The following is a 17,107-nucleotide window of genomic DNA, read 5'->3' as shown; positions in this document are numbered from 1 at the left end:
TCAGCCCTCGCCCTTCCGCATGGCTTCGATGGGCGCCACCGCGCTGCCTCGCCAGGCCGGTACCAGTGTCGCCAGCAGCACCACGGCCGTCACCGCCACCACCACGGCCACGGTTCCGCCCAGCGCCACCTCCGGGCGCAGCACCGGGCCGCCCAGGAAGAACTGCAGGGAGCCATCTTCCACCGCCACGCCATCTCCGGTCGCAAGCCACAGCAGCGCCGCGCCCAGCACCGCGCCCAGCACGCTGCCGATACCGCCCAGCAGCGACCCTTCCAGCAGCAGCGAGGTGAAGACCTCGCGACGTTGCATTCCTACCGCGCGCAGTGTGCCGACCTCCGCCACGCGTTCCCGCGCCAGCAGCAGCAGCGTTCCAGCGGCGACCAGCGCGACGAAGGAGGACATCAACAGCGCGAAGAGCAGCATCACCGCCTGGAGCATCACCACCAGACCGCCCAGCAGCCCACCCGCCTCCTGCCAACCCACCGTGGCCAGGGCTTCACCACCGGGCAGCGCGCGCATGCGGGCCGCGACGTCCTCGGCGGAGGCGCCGGGCGCCAGCACCACCGCAGCCTGCAACACCGTTCCGCGTGAGAGCTCGTCCTCGGAGAAGGTCTCCGGCAGGGCCCGAGCACGCTCGAAAACAGGAGCCTGTTCGGTGTGCGCCGTCTGCGCCTCCGCGTCCACGATGTCGGGTGGATGGAAGGCGTCCAGGGACTCGGGGGGCGCCATGGCCTCCCCTTCCATGCCAAAGGTCTCGAACAGCGCCCGCGCCTCGTCCTGCTGTGCCTGGGTGAAGCGGCCAGACAGGTGCCGCGCCGTGACGAGGTCCACCACGCTCATGGTGTTGACCCGGCCGTCGTCGCCACCCAGGCCCCGGAAGCGGAAGGTGCCGAAGACTCGCACTGGCACGGCGGTGCCACTCTCCAGCGGCGTCTTCAGTGACAGCACGTCCCCGGGCTTGAGCCGGTACAGCGGCAGCGAGGGCGCCAGCTCCCCGTAGAACTGTCCGAAGCGGGTGTCGAAGTTGCCGTCGTCCACCGAGAGGAAGCGCGCCAGCAGGGCCTCCAGTTCACCCGGCTCGCCCAGCACGCGGGCCAGTCCGGCCTGGAGCACCGTGGCGCGCTCGATGTCCAGGCGCGCCACCAGGTCCGGCACCTCCGCGACGTTGCGCTCCACCAGCGTGCGCAGCTGCTCGTCCTCCGCCAACGTGAGGCCCCGCTCGCGCTCGCGGCGCAGCGTGTCCATGCGCACGGCGATGGGGTGCTTGAAGTGCTGCTCGTACGTCGCGTGCCCCATGACGAGGCCCCGCGTCCCTGGCGGAGGAAGCTGCCCGGAGACGAGCTCGAAGCGCGGGAAGGCCCGGGCGAACCGCGCCACGTCCGTGCCCAGGTAGTCCACCGGAAGCTCTTCACCCTCGCCCGCTTGCCGCGCCACGCGGTTCTCCAACACCTCCAGCAGGCCCTGTGGATCCTCGGTGAGCCGCTCCCAGAAGGCGGGCTCGGCCGCGTCCCGCAGCACGCGCAGGTCATCCGCGAAGGCGGGCTCTTCCGCGAAGGCCTCGCTCCGGCGATCCGCGTTGCGCGCCACCCGCGCCAGCGTCAGCCGCAGGTCCTCGCCCAGACGGCGCAGCCGTGCGTCCCGCTCCTCGGAGGCCGGCGCCCGCGCCGCCTCGCGCAACACCGCCAGCTTTTCATCCAGGGCGTTGCCACGGAACACGGCGCCCATCCCCAGCTCCAGCGGCACCACCTCCTGGATGCCCGGGAGGTCGCGCAGCCGGGGCTCCAGTGCGCCGTAGTCCGGAATGGGTTGCAGGTCCGGGACGCCCCCTGGCCCCACCACCACCTGGGGCGTTCCCGTGGAGGCGGCGGCGTAGACCTGGAGGTCCCCCGCGCCGCTCTCGATGAGGCTTCGCCGCGTGCCGTCATGGATGCTGCCCATCAACGACACGCCCGGCGTCAGCAGCGCCGCCGCGCCTGCCGCCAGCAGCCCCACCACCCAGCTTCGGGGGCGGGCCAGCACACTTTGAACGGTGAGCGACCACAGCGTCACGCAGACTCCTCGGTCCGGTGCCATGCCCGGGCAAGACAGGTGCCCGGGTCGTTGGACGCTACAACGGACGGGGCGGAGGGACTACCGCCTCTCGCTCACGTGGGCTCCAACACGCGCAGGAGCAGGTCCACCTGCGCGTCGCTGAGCACCGAGATGTCCAACTGCGTCAGGTCCACCACGCGCCTCACGTGCTCCGCCAGCGCCGTGGCCGTGGGGTGCTCGAACAGGGCCACCTCGCGCAGTTGCAGGCCGGTGCGCTCGTTGATGCGCGCCACCACCCGGGTGGCCTGGAGCGAGCTGCCGCCCAGCGTGAAGAAGTCAGAACCGACGCCCACGCCCTGGGCTCCGAGGACCTCGTGGAAGGCGTCCATCACCACCGTCTCGAATGGCCCGGCGGCGGCTCCGTCACCCACCCCGGAGAGGTCGGCGGCCAGGGCATCACGGTCCACCGCGCCGCCCGCTCGGCGGGGCCATTCCGGCAGGGGATGAAGCACCGCGTCGGAGAGTCCCACGGGCGGGACGTCTCCCGGCCGCTGCACCAGGAAGACATGGGCCGTGTCCAGGCTCTGCCCCTCGCCCAATCCCGCCTGACGCCAGGGCCAGGCCGCCCCCACCACGCCTGACAGCAGGTGCGCGGGCGCGTGCTCCACCGCCAAGGCCACGGAGGCCAGGGCCTGGGATGGCTCCAGCACCCGGTAGCCCGGCGGCGCGGCCCCCAGTGAGCGCGCGAGCCCCGTCTCCCGCACCTGGCTCAGCGATACCGCCACCGCGTGGCGGCCCTGTGCGGTCAGCCGCTCGGCGAACCGTTCGAGGAAGGCCGTGCCGGCGCAGTAGGCCGCGTGGCGGCCCGCACCCAGCGTTCCCATCAACGACGCCGCGAAGACGCAGACGGCTTGGGGCCTGTCCTTCAAGACTGTCGCGATGGCCCTCGCGCCCAGTGCATGTGCGGCGGCGCCTTGTACCAGTGTCTCCGGCGTCTCGTACTCCAACGCGACGGGCGTCAGCGTGCCCGCGAAGTGGAAGGCGCCGTCGAGCGACTGACCGAAGTGCGCCTCCGCGTCGCGCACGGCATTCCGAAGCGCGACCTCGTTCGTGACGTCCACGGAGACATACTTCGCGGTGCCCAGCTCGGACTCCAGCGCCCTTGCCTCGGGACCATGAGGGCGCCGCCCCACGAGCAGCAGCCGGGCGTCCAGGCCCTGCCGCAGCTGACGTGCCCATTCACGTCCCAGGCCACCGAGCGCGCCTGTTACCAGGTAGAGCCCTTCCCGCTTGAGGCGCTGGGGTGCCGCGAGCGGTGGCGGCATCCATGGGGTGAAGACGCGCTCCCACCGCGTGCCTTCCCGCCACGCCACCTCGCGCGCGGCATCCTGGGAGGCGAGTTCGCGGGCAACAGCATGGGCAGTGGCGGATGCGTCCGGAGGCGTCCATGCCACCCGCGCTTCCAGCCCCGGAACCTCCGCCACGGCGGTCCAGAGCAGGCCCGGCGTCAGCAAGGCGGCCAGCGAAGCCGCGTCGTCCCCTCCCGACTCCGGAAGCACCGCGAGCACGCGCACGACCGGAGCGTCCTCGTCTCGCTTGGACAGGGACTGGAGCGCATGAAGCAGTGGCGCCATGCGAGAGGCCACCGCCGCTTGCATCGCGCCGTCCGAGGCCGTGCCCTGGGCAGGTGCTGCAACGCCCCCGGACACGCCTCCGCCAGGCGCGCTGGAGGCAGCGTCCTGGAAGCGCGCATCCGCAGCCGTCATCTCCCCGCGAAGCAAAGACTCACGGACCGCAGGCGTCTCCTGCGCCTCCGGCAGCAGCACCACCACGTCGCCACAAGGCACACGGCGCTCCGCAAGGGCCTCCATGGCACGAACGAGTTCACCGCTCGCCTCCGGCGCCACCCGCACCACCTCGCGGCCGTCGGCCTGTTCGCGCAATGCCTCGGCGAAGGCTTCGTCCGCGATGACGACCATTGCACCGCGTGCTCCGGACCTGGACGCCAGCGGCCGAGGCTCCCACCGGGACACCGCCAGGCACGGCGGCATCGTGGCGGGTCCGCCCAGGACGCTCAGCGCGCGGTGGTACTCGGCCCCCAGCTCACCCGCCTCGAAACGGCGCCGCACTTCGGTGCGGCCCCGCTTCCCCAGCTCCGTGCGCGGCACCTGCTGGCGCGCCAGGGGCAACAGGTGCGCGACATGGAAGCCGAGCACCCGGCCCACCTTTTCCCGGATGCTCCGCAGCAACTCCGCCAGCGGCGGCGCATCCGGCGTAGGCACGAAGCAGACAGCCAGTTCATCCGTCTGTGCCGTACCGCTCCGCGTCGGGCAGGCCACGGTGTACGACGGCAGCACGCCAGGCACCGACTCCACCACCTCCTCGATGTCCTGCGGGTAGACGTTGTTGCCGTGGAGGATGAGGACCTCCTTCTGGCGCCCCGCGATGGACATCTGTCCGTCCTGAATCACGGCCATGTCCCCGGTGCGAAACCAACCATCGGCTGTGAAGGAGCGCGCGTTGAGTTCCGCGTCATCCAGGTAGCCGGACAGCACCTGCGCACCCCGGGCCTGCAGGTGGCCGACCTGACCTTCGGGAACCACCGCGTCGGCGTCGTCCACCACACGCAGGGCCGCGCCCACCGGAGGCGGTCCCAGTTCCGTCGCCGCTTCCACGGGATGGGTCCGCACGCCCCGCGTCATCGAGAAGTAGGACGACGTCTCCGCCATGCCCCAGCCCGGGCACATCGCATCCTCGCGCAGTCCGCTGCCGCGCAGGGGCTCGGAGAAGCGCCGAAGCGTCGCGGGCAACACGGACTCTCCAGCACAGGCCAGCACGCGCACCTGCTCCAGCCGCCACGCGCGACGCTCCTCGCGCTCCAGCCGGTCCGCCACCAGGCCGTAGGCGAAGTTGGGGGCCCAGCTCATCGTCCCACCGAACTCCGAGAGCAAATCCAGCCAGCGGAGCACGTCCGCCAGGACGTAGTCGCGCGCCACCAGCACATGGGGCGTGCGGGTACGCAGCGCGAGCAGGTGGGGGTAGCTCGTCCCCGCCACGTGGTCCAAGGGCATCCAGCTCACGCCCAAGTCCCCAGGCAGGTACCAACCGCCGGCCACCATCCCCTCGCCCATCGCCATCAGGTTGGCGTGCTTCAGCACCACGCCCTTGGGACGTCCGGTGCTCCCAGACGTGAAGGAGAGGATGGCGGGCGCCTCCGGGTCCACGGCCGCGAGGAGCCCCGGCTCCGCGCCCGACAGGGATTGCAGCGACAGGGCGCGCAGCCCCGCCTCCGACAGCGGCGCCGTGGCCCTCGCCTCCGTGAGCAGCCACGGTGTCCCCAGCCGCTCCGACACCGAGATGAGCCGCGCGACGCCAGGCTGCGAGCGTTCCAGCGACGCGGGCAGCGCCAGCGGTACCGGCACCACGCCGCCGAGCGTGCAGGCCCAGAAGCCACGCACGAAGTCGCCCGGGCGCTCCATCGCGAGCATCACCCTGTCACCCGCCTTCGCGCCCCGCGCCCGCAGACCGCCCCACAGCCGGAGCGCCTCGTCCCAAAGCGCGGCGAACGTCAGCGTCTCCCGCTGCCCCTGTACGTCGATGAAGGTGATGACATGACCGGGAGCGTGCGCCACGGCCTGCTGGAGCAGCTCGACGAGCGTCCGTGGCGCGCCTTCAGGCCTGCGACGCGCCCCTGAATCGATGACGGAAGGCCGGCCTCCCGCGTCCATCCGCGCCGGAACCGGGGCCGAAGACACGGGCGCCACGCCACCCGCCTTCAGTCGCAGTGCGGCGGGAAGCAAGGCGTCCAGCGGCGTGTGGACCTCCTCGTCCCGCCGGGCCCCCACGAGCGCCACCGCCTCGATGCCCTGTTGCCGGAGCGCGTCCTCCAGGGCCTGAAGCCTCGCGGGCACGGGCGGCATGCCCTGGCGCAGCGCCGCCGCATCCACGTCGCCGGAATCGAGCCGGGGCAGCGCATCCACCAGCGCCACGGCGGGCACATCCGGCCCCAGGTGCTCGTGAAGCAGTGCGTCCAGTTCGGCCGCTCGCACCGCGCGCCGAGGCACCACCCAGGCCACTTCGGGTGACACCCAGACTTCACGGACGCGCGCTTCCGCACGCAAGAACTCCTCAACGAGTTGCACCATCGACGCGCGTGATTCCATGTCTCAAGCGTATCAGAGCCACTCCCGGCCCTGCCGAGAGGGAGCCGGGTTGCACCCGGAGGACGGGTGGGAACAAGCTGCGGGCTCATGGCCGCCCCCCACGAGCCCGTCTCCCTCGCACAGTCACTCCACTTCTGGGCGCGCAACGCCTCCAACGAGTCCGCCCTCTTCCAGACAGCGCTCCGGGTGGGACTCTTCGACTCACTCACCGTGGAGGGCAGTGGCGAACCACTGCCGGTGGAGACGCTGGCGGAGCGGCTCGGCTGTTCCGCGCGAGGACTCCGCTCACTGCTGGAGTTGCTGGTGTGCCTGGACTTCGTCCGCATGGACGACGCGCGCCGCTTCAGCCTCGCACCCCACACCGCCACCCTCCTGGGCGACGCGGCCTTCCGCCAGCGGCTTCAAGCCGAGCTCCCCTGGTGGGGCCCCATGGGGCTGCTGACCGACGCCGTGAAGTCCGGCGAGCCGGTGGACTTCGAGGGACAGCGCTGGGACGTCCTCAGCCACCTCCGCGAGCGACTGGTGGCGCCCACGCCATTCGCCACTCCCGCGCACGAGGACTTCTTCGACCGCTTCACCCGCAGCGGCCTGCGTACCCAGGTTCTCCTGGCCGCGGGACAGAGCGGGTTGTTGGCGGCGCTCGCCGAGGACGTCCGCACGGAGCAGGCGCTGGGCGAGTCCACATCCACGCGTGCCCCCGGGGTGCTGCTGGAAGCGCTGGCCGTACTGGGAATGACGCGGCGTCAGGAGGATGGGTGGGCGCTGACACCTGATGCGAAGACACTGCTGGAAGGAAAGGCCCTGGCCTACCTGGTGCGCTCGCTGTCCGTGTCCGCGCGGTACTGGGAGGCCCTCGGACGCCTGGACGAGACGGTGCGCCACGAGCGCTACGTGCTCGACCTGAAGGACCCCGAGGTGAGCGGGCGCTTCTACGCGGACAACTCCCAGCAAATCACCGCCGTGTTCGCCACCCATTTCCAACTCAGCCGCCGCGCCGCAGCCACGCTCGCGGGCGTGCGTCCACTGGAGGGCGCCGCGGTGCTGGACATCGGCACCGGCTCGGGCGTGTGGGGCGCGGCCTTCGCGCGCACGTCGTCCTCCACACACGTCACGTACTTTGACCAGGCCATCGTGCTGGAGCAGGTGCGCCGCAACGTCGCGAAGCTGGAGGTCGCGGACCGGGCGCGCTTCTGGCCAGGGAACCTCTTCACCCAGGACTTCGGCGCCGCGGACTTCGACGTCATCATCCTCCCCCAGGTGCTCAACGTGCTGAGCCCGAAGGACGTCCCAGACATCTTCGCGCGCGTGGCCCGGGCACTGCGTCCGGACGGCATCCTCGTCATCGCCGAGTACGTGCTCAACGAGCGCCGCGACGGCCCCCTGGACCACCTCTACTTCGGCTTCCGTCGCTTCATGACGAACGAGGGTGACCTGCTGTCCGCGTCCGAGTACGCGAAGCTGCTCGCGGACGTGGGCCTCACCACGTCCGTCTGCATCCCCCTGCCGACCCAGGAACTGGTGTTCGCCGCGCGAGACGGCGTGGCCCTGCCCACCGCGCTGGCCCCACCGCTCCGGCCGGCTTCTGTCTGACACAGCGCGATACATCTGACACAGCGCGATACATCTCCAGCCCCTCGCCTTGCCCGGGGGATGGTGCCCGGTTAGCGTTCACCCCGTCCGCCCCCCTCGCCCCGAAAGGTCTTCCGTGAGCGCCGCGCCGCAGGAGGACAGCGACGCCCTGCCGTCCCCGGCCGCCCGGCCCGTGCGTGGCGTGCGCCCGACGTCTGTCGCCGCGAGGCTCCGCTCCGAATACGCGCGTGAGGTCGCCGCGCTCGGCTACCACGCGCATTCCGTGCCCGGAGCGTTGGCCCACCTGGCGCTGCACCTGGGCCTGGCCGTGGTCGTCGCGGCGGCCTTCGAGCTGCTGCTGCCACACGCGCCACGCGCCGCCTGGCTCTTGTACCCGCTGATGGCCTTCCTCATCGCGACGCGCTTTCGCGCGGTGGGCAACATGCTCCATGAGGCGTGCCACGGCATGCTCGTGCGCGGCAAGCGCCACAACCGGAACCTGGGGCACCTGCTGGCGGTGATTGACCTGACGGCGCTGGACCCGTACCGCAGGGACCACTTCAGCCACCATCTCCACCTGGGTGACGCGGAGAAGGACTTGGACTTCCAGCCGCGCCGCCGCTTCGGCTTCGCGGACCCGGACCGGCCTTTCGTGAAGTCACACCTGCTGCGTCCCCTGCTGCTCATCCACCTGCCCGCCTTCATCCGCCCGGTGTTGTTCCACCGCGAGGACCCGGTCTGGGTGACGCTGCTGCGCTGGAGCTTCATCGGCGGCCTGCTCGCCGCGGCGCACTTCGTCGTGGGGTGGGACGTGTTCCTGCGCGCCTACGTCATCCCCTACTTCGTCGCCTACCAGGTCATCCGCTACTGGTCGGACGCGGTGGACCACGCGGGCATCATCGCCTCCGCGGACGAGTTCCACCGCTCCCGCAATCACGTCTTCGCGTGGGGCTGGCTCAACCGGCTCGTCTTCCCGCGCAACGACGAGTACCACCTCACGCACCACCTCTTCCCCGCGGTGCCCACGCCCTTCCAGGGGCGCGTGCATCAACTGCTGCTGCGCGACGCGGACTATGCCGCGCGCGAGCATGCCTTCTCGTCCCTGACGCGGTAGCGCAGGCGCTCAGCGCGCGGTGGCGCGCTCGATGGCGTCCAGTGCCTCGGAGAAGCGCTCCGGCGCGATGCCCAGCCCCAATCGGAAACCGTGCCCGCGCTCCAGCGGATGCGTTCCGTCCGGCGAGCCCGCCTCCATGGCGCTCAACGGCAGGACGAACACCCCCGCGTCCGACAGCGCCTTGAGCAGCGCCTCCGCGCTGGCGTCGTCCCGAGCCTCCCGCAGGCCGATGCAGGTGACGAGCCCGCCCTGGGGCGCGACGCCATAGACACCGCGCGAGCGCGCCAGGAAGGCAGAGAGCGTGGCGCGATTGCGCAGCCAGTCCTCCCGAGCGCGGCGTAGCGCCGGACTCTCCAAATCCCGCAGCACCTCGCGCGCCACCCACTCCGTCACCGGATTCACGGTGTGCGTCGTGTAGTTCTTCTCGTTCTGCATCCGCGACAGCATGGCCGTGTCGCCCACCGTCCAGCCGATGCGCAGCCCCGGGCAGCCCAGGCACTTGATGAAGGAGCCGGTGACGAAGTGCCGCGAGCCCGGCCGGTACACGGACGCGCCCAGCACGGACGTCTCCGAGGACAGGAAGCGGTAGTGCTCGTCCCCCACCACCGTGGCGCCCGTCCGCTCCGCCCAGCGCTCCACCGCCGACAGCAGTTCCGCCGTCAGCACCAGGCCGGTGGGATTGTGCGGGTTGTTGATGATGACGGTGTCGGGCTGCTCGCGCTCAAGCCGCTCCAGCCACAGGTTCGCGTCCACGGACGGCACGCCGTTCGCGTCCCATTTCACAGGCAACCGCACCACCTCCGCACCCTGCCGCTGGGGCAGTTCGTAGAGGAGCTGGAACGCCGGCCACGCCAGGGCCACCTTGCGCGGGCGGAGCTGGCGGAACAGCAGCAGCAACGCCTCGCTGGTGCCGGTGGTGATGAGGACGTTGTCCCGCGTGGCGCCCGGGTGAATGGCCGCCACCGCGTCGCGCAGGTCCGCGCGGCCCCAGTTGGGGCTGTCATTCAAGGGCGTGGAGAGGAACACCTCGGCGGCGCGCTCGGCGCTGACGCCCGAGCCAAGAAGCAGCTCGCCCACGGTGACGGGGCGTCCACCGGACTCCCCCAGGTTGAAGCGCGCGGTGAAGCGCGAGCCCTCCAGGTAGTCCTCCATGAAGAAGGTGCGCAGCGGTTCCATGATGCTCCCAAAAAGGAATCAGGCGGAGGGGGCGACGTCCGGCCACGCGACGTCCCCCCGATGAGCGATGACGACCTGCTGAATGGGCATGTCGAAGCCGCGGGCGTCCGTGAGGCCCACCGGCCCCAGCAGCGCGCGGAACTCCGGCAGGGACAGCACGTCCCCCTCGTTCGTCACGTACCGGCGCAGCGCGAAGTAGAGCGCGTCCAGCGGGCCGTCGCGCCGGTCCGTCAGCAGGTAGCCGGAGATGAGCAGCAGCCCGCCGGGACGCAGCGCCCGAGCCAGCCGAGCGAAGAAGCTCGGGAGCTCCGAGGGCGGCAGCGCGGGGATGATTTGCGGCAGCAGGATGACGTCGTAGCGGGACTCGCCGTAGTCCACCGAGAGGCAGTCCCCCGCCCACAGCTCGGAACGGGCCTCCAGCTTCAGCTTCGCCAGGTGGGGGCGCACCGCGTCCAGCACGTGCGGCGAATCCAGGTACGTGACATGCGTGGTGGGGTCCGCCAACCCGAAGGCCGCGCCCCACACGCCCGAGCCCGTGCCGACGTCCAACACGCGCGCCTGTGCCAATGGCCGCATCGACCGCACCAGCGTCGCGGCCTGCCGGCTCAGCCGCAGGTGCGAGGCGAAGATGCTGGAGATGCGTGAAGCGTTCTCCTGGTAGATGCGCCGCGCCGTCTCCGGGTCACGCAGGTCCAGCCGGAAGCGCTGCTCGCGCACCGCCTCATCCAGGTGCCCCAGCGCATCCCAGTAGGCCATGGTCGCCGGCAGCGCTCGCTGGAAGTACGGAAGGCTCTGTGCGTCCAGCGCCCGGCCCGCGGCCTCCGTGAAGCCCCAGCCTGTCTCCTGTGCCTGGACGATGCCCATCGCCGCCAGCGCGCCCAGCAACACCTCCAGCGCCTCCGCCGGCACACCCACCTCCCGCGCCAGCACGTCCAACGGCACAGGCCCGCGCACCAGCTTCACCAGCACGTCCAGCTCCGCGGCCGTCACCAACGCCAGCGTGCGCGCGGGGTTGCGGGCGAAGCGGTCATGGAAGTCCCGGGCCTCGGCGCTCGGGGTGGATGGCGCGGGCGACAGGAACAGCGCGCGGTACCACCCGAGCACGTCCCACGACTCCCCGCCCCACTCCACGGGGCCTCCACCGCGCACGGCCTGGGACAGCAGCGCCAGCGGATGCCACCACCGCCGCGCCTCTCGCAGCCCGGCAATGAACGCCTCATCCCGGAGAAAGGCCGCGGTCGACGCGGGCAGCGAATACCCCCGCCCCCCCTCCAGGTGGACGAAGCCCAACGCGACCAGCGGCTCGACGACGGAGCGCGTCCCTCGCCACGTGCCGCCCACCCGCTTCGCGAGCACCTCCAAGGGCACCGGCTCGTCCGAGCCCGTCTCCGGAAGGTGTCCGAAGAGGCCGAGCGCGAAGGCGGCCTGGAGTGCCGCCGCTTCGTTGCTGGCGTCTCGCGCGTGGAAGTTGAGCTGCTGAACGAAGGCGGGGGACGGCGCGGAAACGGGCTGTGACACGAAGCAGCGCTCCTTTACGTCCAGCGGAACCAACGAAGGGCCAGCAGCAGTGGCACCACGGTCCACGCGGCCAGCACCAACATGGGCGCACCCAGTGAAGCCAGGCCCGCGCCCTCCAGCATGACGGCCCGCAGCGAGTCATTGATGGCCGTGAGCGGCAAGGCACGGATGACCGGCTGCAACCAAGAGGGGAAGTTCCCGGACGCGAAAAAGACGCCGGAGACGAACATCATCGGCAGCGAGACGAGGTTGACGAGCCCGCCCACCGCCTCCTCCGTCCGCGCCCGGCTGGCCACCAGCACGCCGAGCGCGGCGAAGCACAGCGCCCCCGCGAGCCCCACCAGCGTCAACGTGAAGTAGCTGCCGAACATCGGCACGCCGAAGAGCCAGCGCGCGAAGGCACAGAAGAAGACGACCTCCGCCAGCGCGAACCCCGCGCGCGCCAGCATGTAGGACAGGAAGAACTGGGAGCGCCGCATGGGCGTCGCGGCCAGCCGCTTCAGCAGCTTGCCTCCGCGCATCGCCACCAGCGAGCCCGCCACCACCCACAGGCTGCTGGACATCAACGACATGCCCAGCAGGCCGGGGATGAGGAAGTCGACGTAGCGGTTTCCCGGCTCCGACACCGGCGTGGCCTTCACCACGGCGGGACGCGCGGCGTCTTCCGGCGCGGCGAGCGCCTGCTCCACCAGGAGCCGCGCGGTGCGGCCCTCCGCCTGGCTGGGGTCCACCAGCGCCTCGGGCACCGCGCCCGGCAGCAGCACCAGGGAGAGCTGCCCGCGCGCCAGCCGCCGCCGGGCGGATGCTTCGTCCGCGACCTCGGCCGACAGCTCCGGCACGCCCTCCAGCTTCGCCATCAGCGCCGGTGCGCCCGGCCCCTCCGCCACGGCCACACGCACCGGGCCCAGGGAGTCATTCCGGAACGCCAGCCCCAGGAACAGCGTGGTGACGACGGGGAAGACGAACGTCCAGAACAGCACCTCCGGCTGCCGCATCAACATGCGCAGCCGCATCAACACCAACTGGCCCAGGGCGTTCATCAGGCCGCCTTCTCTTCCGCGGACTCGCGCAGGGAGCGGCCCGTCATGTCGATGAAGACATCATCCAGCGTGGGGCGCCGGGTGGACAGGTGCAGCAACTGGCCGCCCCCCGCCGCCACCTCGCGCAGCACCTCCGGCAGCGCCAGGTGCAGCTCCCGCACCCGCAGGGTGATGCGGCCGGCGTGCCGCTGGGCGGCCACCACCGACGGCAGCGGGCGCAACCGCTCCAGGTCCGGCGAAGGCTCCGCCTCCAGCTCGATGACCTGCTCCGCGCCCAGCGAGGTGATGATGTCCCGCGGCGTCCCGCGCGCAATCACCCGGCCCCGGTCGATGATGACCAGCCGGTCGCACAGCACCTCGGCCTCATCCATGTAATGCGTGGTCAACACCACGGTGCGCCCGCGCGCCTTGAGCTGCGCCACCACGTCCCACAAGGCGCGGCGCGACTGGGGATCCAACCCGGTGGTGGGCTCGTCCAGGAAGAGCACGTCCGGGTCGCCCGCCAGCCCCAGCGCCAAGGCCAGCCGCTGCTTCTGGCCGCCGGACAGCTTGCCCACCCGGGCATGGCGCTTCTCGCCCAGTTGCACCAGCCCGATGAGCGCCTCGACCTCCAGGGGGCGTGGGTAGAAGGAGGTGAACAAACGCACCATCTCCTCCACCGTGAGCTGGTCCACCAGCCGCGTCTCCTGGAGCGTCATGCCAATGCGCTCCCGCAGCACCGGCGCGTCCGTCTCCCAGCGCAAACCCAGGAGCCGCACCTCCCCCGAGGTGGCCGTCTGGAGGCCCTCGAGGATTTCCACGGTCGTCGTCTTGCCCGCGCCGTTGGGGCCCAGGAGGCCCACGCACTCGCCACGGCGGATGTCCAGGTCGATTCCGTCCACGGCGGTGACGTCGCCGAAACGTTTGACCAATCCCTTCACCTCGATGGCGAGCTCGTCCTGATGTGTCATGGATGGGGGGCTGGGGGGCGCGCGGGCGAGTATCGCTCAACACCCGGCGGGTGCCCAACGAACCCGGTGTGGAAAGCGGCGGGGCTGGGCACGTCGGGGTGGTACGGTGCCCCCGTGGCCCTGACCGACTCATTGGAAGCCCGGGTGAACCGGCTGGAACTGCCTTTCAACGAATACGGCGTCGACCCGTACGGCATCTCCAAGTCTCACGTGAAACATGCGCTGCGCGTCTTTGGCGCCATCTACCGCTACTACTTCCGCGTGCGCTGTTATGGGGTGGAGCACATCCCCCCGCGGGGCCGCGGAATGCTGGTGGGCAACCACTCCGGCGGCGTGGCGGTGGACGGGGCCATGGTGCTGACGTCCACGATGTTGGAGATGGACCCGCCCCGGCTGGCGCAGGGCATGGTGGAGCGCTTCCTCCACAACTTCCCCGTGTCCTCGCTGTGGGCCAGCCGCACCGGCCAGTTCATCGGGCTGCCCGAGCACGCCAAGCGGCTGCTGGAGGATGACCGGCTGCTGATGATCTTCCCTGAGGGCGCGCGCGGCACGGCCAAGCTCTACAACGAGCGCTACTCGCTGGTGGACTTCGGCACCGGGTTCGTCCGCCTGGCGTTGCAGACGCGCTCGCCCATCATCCCCTTCGCGTTCCTGGGCGGCGGTTCGGCCGTCCCCACGGTGTTCAACGCGTACACGCTGGGGAAGCTGCTCGGCGTGCCCTACGTCCCGTTGACGCCCTACCTGTTGCCGCTGCCGTTGCCGGTGCAGTTGGAAATCCATTACGGCGAGCCGCTCGTCTTCCAGGGCACGGGGGACGAAGAGGACCACGTCATCGAGGGCTATGTGGAGAAGGTGAAGCAGCGCATCGCGGGGCTCATCGAGCGCGGCCGCGCGCAGCGGCACAGCCGGCGGATTGGAAGGAACCTGCTGCCATGAGGGTGCTGATTCCAGGCATCTCCGGAGGCATTGCCCGCCAGCTCGCGCTGCACCTGCACGCGCGCGGGCATCAGGTGGCGGGCATCGACACCCGCCCCTGGGCCGAGGCCAACGAGGCCGGCATCCAGGTCTACCGGGGCGATGTGCGCAAGCGCGCCGCGGAGGACGTCTTCCGCCGGTGGCGTCCCGAAGCCGTGGTGCACATGGCCACCGTCACCGCCTTCACGGTGCCGGGCAAGGAGCGCGGGCGCATCAACCTGGACGGTACCAAGGCGGTGTTCGACCACTGCGCGGCCCATGGCGTGAAGCAGATGCTCTTCGTGGGGCGGCACACCTTCTACGGCGCGGCGCCGGACTCGCCGCTGTACCACTCCGAGGACGAGCCGCCTCGCGCGCTGGAGGCCATTCCGGAGCTGGCGGACCTGGTGGCCGCCGACCTGTACGCGGCCACCGCGCTGTGGCGCCTGCCGAAGATGACGACGGCCGTGCTGCGGCTGCCCTACACCCTGGGGGCTCCCGGCACCGGCACGCTGTCCTCCTTCCTCAAGGGCCGTCGCGTGCCGCTGGTGCTCGGGTACGACCCCCTGTTCCACGTCCTCCAGGAGGAAGACGTGGTGACGGCGTTGACGCTGGCGCTGGAGAAGCAGGTCCGGGGCCTCTTCAACGTGGCGGGCCCTCCGCCGATTCCGCTGTCCGTCATCGTCCGGGAGACAGGGCGCAAGGCGGTGCCTTTGCCCGCGCCGCTGCTATCGATGCTGCTGGGCCGGGCCGGCCTCCCCCGCCTGTCGATGGGCGCGCTGGACCACCTGCGCTTCCCCATTGTCGTGGACAACCGCCGCTTCCTGGACGCCACGGGCTTCGAATACCGCCACAGCGTGGCGGACTCGCTTCGCATCTACCGCGAATCCTCGCCCATCCTCCCTGCGGGGGGCCAAGGACGTTAGACTTCTCCCTGCAGCGGACCTGCTTCCGGGGGGAAGTCCATGTCGGCCGACATCGAGGAGGTGGATGTGGTCATCGCGGGAGGCGGGCCGGTGGGTGTACTCACCGCCAACCTCCTGGGACTCCAGGGCGTGCGCGTGCTCGTCCTCGAACGGGAGGCCGCGCCGCATGGCCAACCCCGGGCCTTCTCCTGTGACGACGAGGCCCTGCGCATCTACCAGGCCGCGGGGCTGCTCGACGCGCTGAAGCCCGACCTGCGCCAGGGCCGCCACGTCACCTTCACCGGCGTGGGCGGCCAACCCATTGCCCAGGTCCACCTGGGCCAGGTGGACTTCGGCTACGGCCACGCGCCCATCTGGTTCTTCCACCAGCCGCTCCTGGAGAAGGCGCTGCGCGAGGGCCTCTCACGCTTCCCAGCCGCCGAGCTGCGCACGGGCACCGAGGTGGAATCACTGGAACAGGACGGCGCGGGCGTCACCGTCCGATACCGCACGTCCGGAGTCCGGCATGGGGTGCGCGCCCGCTACCTGGTGGCCTGTGACGGTGGGCGGAGCACGGTGCGCGCGCTGCTGGGCATCCCCATGGAAGGCCGCGGCGGCCAGGAGCCGTGGATTGCCATCTCCGGCACCGTGGCGGAGGAAGACGCCCCCGTCGAATGTCATGTCGTCTGCGACCCGGTCCGCCCCGGCTTCGTCGGGCGTGGTCCCGTGGGGCGGTTCCGCTGGGAGTTCCGACTGCGCCTGGGCGAGACGGGCGAGGAGATGACGCAGCCCGGCACGATTCGCCGCCTGATTGGGCCTTATGTGAATCCAGACCGGGTGACGGTGGAGCGAGCGCAGCTCTACAGCTTTCATTCGGAGGTGGCGCAGCGCTGGCGCGTGGGCCGCACCTTCCTGGCGGGAGACGCGGCCCACCTGTTGCCGCCCTTCATGGGTCAGGGTCTGGTGTCCGGGCTGCGCGACGCGGCGAACCTCGCGTGGAAGCTGGCGTGGGTCCTCCAGGGCCGCGCCCCCGAGGCGCTGCTGGACACCTACGCCGTGGAGCGCCGCCCTCACGTGCGCGCCTTGCTCGAGGCCACCGCGCGGCTGAGCTCCGTGTTCACCGCGCGTAGCACACCCATGGCCTGGGTACGTGACACCGTACTTCGGGGCCTCCAGGCCGTTCCGGCCGCGCGCCGCTTCGTGGAGGGATTCCGCTTCAAGCCGGCGCCCGCCATCGAGGAAGGCTGGATGCTGGGCGGCCGCCGCTCGGGTCGGAAGGCCGCTGAAGGCAGCTACCTTCCCCAACCTCGCGTGCGTCGTGCGTCCGGTGAGGAACACCTGTTGGATGACAGCCTGGGCTCCGGCTTCGCCGTGCTGAGCCGGGGCGGCAGCCCGGGGACGGAGGTGGCCCGTGAGCTGGCCGAATCCCTGGGGGCCCGCGCCGTCACCGTGCGCTCCGCGGGTGTCCCGGGACTGGGCGACGACAGCGTGGAGGACCACACCGGCAGGCTGTCCGAGTGGTTCCGGGAGCACGGCGCGGACGTGGCCGTGGTGCGGCCGGACCGCTTCGTCTTCGGCGCGGTGCCCCTGGCCCGGATGCCCGAGCTGCGCGCGGCGCTGGGCGTGGAAGAGGCGTGAGCCGTTGCACAGACGACAGACATTGCACGCACGGGGTCCGGAAGACCTC

Annotated in this window: 11 protein-coding genes; 5 read left to right on the top strand and 6 right to left on the bottom strand. The window is 71.1% G+C overall.

Annotated features, from left to right (window positions below):
* A complete protein-coding gene (locus F8M74_RS16265) occupies positions 1–2,049 on the bottom strand; it encodes an FtsX-like permease family protein (protein WP_228560626.1) in 2,049 nt (682 codons plus the stop codon).
* Between the two features lie 95 nt (positions 2,050–2,144).
* Positions 2,145–6,176, bottom strand: a complete 4,032-nt coding sequence (locus tag F8M74_RS16260) for an SDR family NAD(P)-dependent oxidoreductase (protein WP_216619686.1) — start codon at positions 6,174–6,176, stop codon at positions 2,145–2,147.
* Between the two features lie 105 nt (positions 6,177–6,281).
* On the opposite strand from F8M74_RS16260, the gene F8M74_RS16255 reads away from it, so the two are divergent.
* Positions 6,282–7,784 carry a class I SAM-dependent methyltransferase gene (locus tag F8M74_RS16255; RefSeq protein ID WP_216619685.1) on the top strand — a complete coding sequence of 501 codons (1,503 nt, stop codon included), beginning with the start codon at positions 6,282–6,284 and terminating at the stop codon, positions 7,782–7,784.
* Positions 7,785–7,899: 115 nt separating this feature from the next.
* On the top strand, positions 7,900–8,877 hold the full coding sequence (locus F8M74_RS16250) for a fatty acid desaturase (RefSeq protein WP_141257321.1): 978 nt from the start codon (positions 7,900–7,902) through the stop codon (positions 8,875–8,877).
* Between the two features lie 9 nt (positions 8,878–8,886).
* Here F8M74_RS16250 and F8M74_RS16245 read toward each other — a convergent pair whose 3' ends face one another.
* The 4 genes from F8M74_RS16245 to F8M74_RS16230 are packed head-to-tail and all read right to left on the bottom strand — an operon-like array spanning position 8,887 to position 13,561.
* The gene (locus F8M74_RS16245; protein WP_141257320.1) at positions 8,887–10,053 is read right to left on the bottom strand and encodes a pyridoxal phosphate-dependent aminotransferase; all 1,167 of its coding nucleotides are present in this window, start codon (positions 10,051–10,053) and stop codon (positions 8,887–8,889) included.
* Between the two features lie 18 nt (positions 10,054–10,071).
* On the bottom strand, positions 10,072–11,571 hold the full coding sequence (locus F8M74_RS16240; protein WP_141257319.1) for a class I SAM-dependent methyltransferase: 1,500 nt from the start codon (positions 11,569–11,571) through the stop codon (positions 10,072–10,074).
* A gap of 14 nt (positions 11,572–11,585) precedes the next feature.
* On the bottom strand, positions 11,586–12,611 hold the full coding sequence (locus F8M74_RS16235) for an ABC transporter permease (protein WP_141257318.1): 1,026 nt from the start codon (positions 12,609–12,611) through the stop codon (positions 11,586–11,588).
* Positions 12,611–13,561, bottom strand: a complete 951-nt coding sequence (locus F8M74_RS16230; protein WP_011551708.1) for an ABC transporter ATP-binding protein — start codon at positions 13,559–13,561, stop codon at positions 12,611–12,613. Before F8M74_RS16230 ends, F8M74_RS16235 begins: the two co-directional genes overlap by 1 nt.
* On the opposite strand from F8M74_RS16230, the gene F8M74_RS16225 reads away from it, so the two are divergent.
* The 3 genes from F8M74_RS16225 to F8M74_RS16215 are packed head-to-tail and all read left to right on the top strand — an operon-like array spanning position 13,553 to position 17,058.
* Positions 13,553–14,497 (top strand): lysophospholipid acyltransferase family protein, encoded by a 945-nt coding sequence (locus F8M74_RS16225; protein WP_141257317.1) that lies wholly within the window; start codon positions 13,553–13,555, stop codon positions 14,495–14,497. The genes F8M74_RS16230 and F8M74_RS16225 overlap by 9 nt on opposite strands.
* A complete protein-coding gene (locus tag F8M74_RS16220) occupies positions 14,494–15,441 on the top strand; it encodes an SDR family oxidoreductase (RefSeq protein WP_141257316.1) in 948 nt (315 codons plus the stop codon). The genes F8M74_RS16225 and F8M74_RS16220 overlap by 4 nt, the downstream gene beginning before the upstream one ends.
* Positions 15,442–15,480: 39 nt before the next feature.
* Positions 15,481–17,058 (top strand): bifunctional 3-(3-hydroxy-phenyl)propionate/3-hydroxycinnamic acid hydroxylase, encoded by a 1,578-nt coding sequence (locus F8M74_RS16215; protein WP_141257315.1) that lies wholly within the window; start codon positions 15,481–15,483, stop codon positions 17,056–17,058.
* The last annotated feature ends 49 nt before the right edge of the window (positions 17,059–17,107 follow it).

Source organism: Myxococcus sp. CA023, from assembly GCF_010998615.1.
GTDB lineage: Bacteria > Myxococcota > Myxococcia > Myxococcales > Myxococcaceae > Myxococcus.
The sequence above is the reverse complement of the archived record's forward strand: the minus strand, read 5'-3'. Positions and strand labels throughout refer to the sequence as shown.

What these genes read in the sequence shown, in the direction of transcription:
- F8M74_RS16260 (WP_216619686.1), bottom strand. Translation starts at nt 6,176, where the DNA reads ATGGTGCAACTCGTTGAGGAGTTCTTGCGTGCGGAAGCGCGCGTCCGT.
- F8M74_RS16255 (WP_216619685.1), top strand. Translation starts at nt 6,282, where the DNA reads ATGGCCGCCCCCCACGAGCCCGTCTCCCTCGCACAGTCACTCCACTTC.
- F8M74_RS16245 (WP_141257320.1), bottom strand. Translation starts at nt 10,053, where the DNA reads ATGGAACCGCTGCGCACCTTCTTCATGGAGGACTACCTGGAGGGCTCG.
- F8M74_RS16235 (WP_141257318.1), bottom strand. Translation starts at nt 12,611, where the DNA reads ATGAACGCCCTGGGCCAGTTGGTGTTGATGCGGCTGCGCATGTTGATG.
- F8M74_RS16225 (WP_141257317.1), top strand. Translation starts at nt 13,553, where the DNA reads ATGTGTCATGGATGGGGGGCTGGGGGGCGCGCGGGCGAGTATCGCTCA.
- F8M74_RS16230 (WP_011551708.1), bottom strand. Translation starts at nt 13,561, where the DNA reads ATGACACATCAGGACGAGCTCGCCATCGAGGTGAAGGGATTGGTCAAA.
- F8M74_RS16220 (WP_141257316.1), top strand. Translation starts at nt 14,494, where the DNA reads ATGAGGGTGCTGATTCCAGGCATCTCCGGAGGCATTGCCCGCCAGCTC.
- F8M74_RS16215 (WP_141257315.1), top strand. Translation starts at nt 15,481, where the DNA reads ATGTCGGCCGACATCGAGGAGGTGGATGTGGTCATCGCGGGAGGCGGG.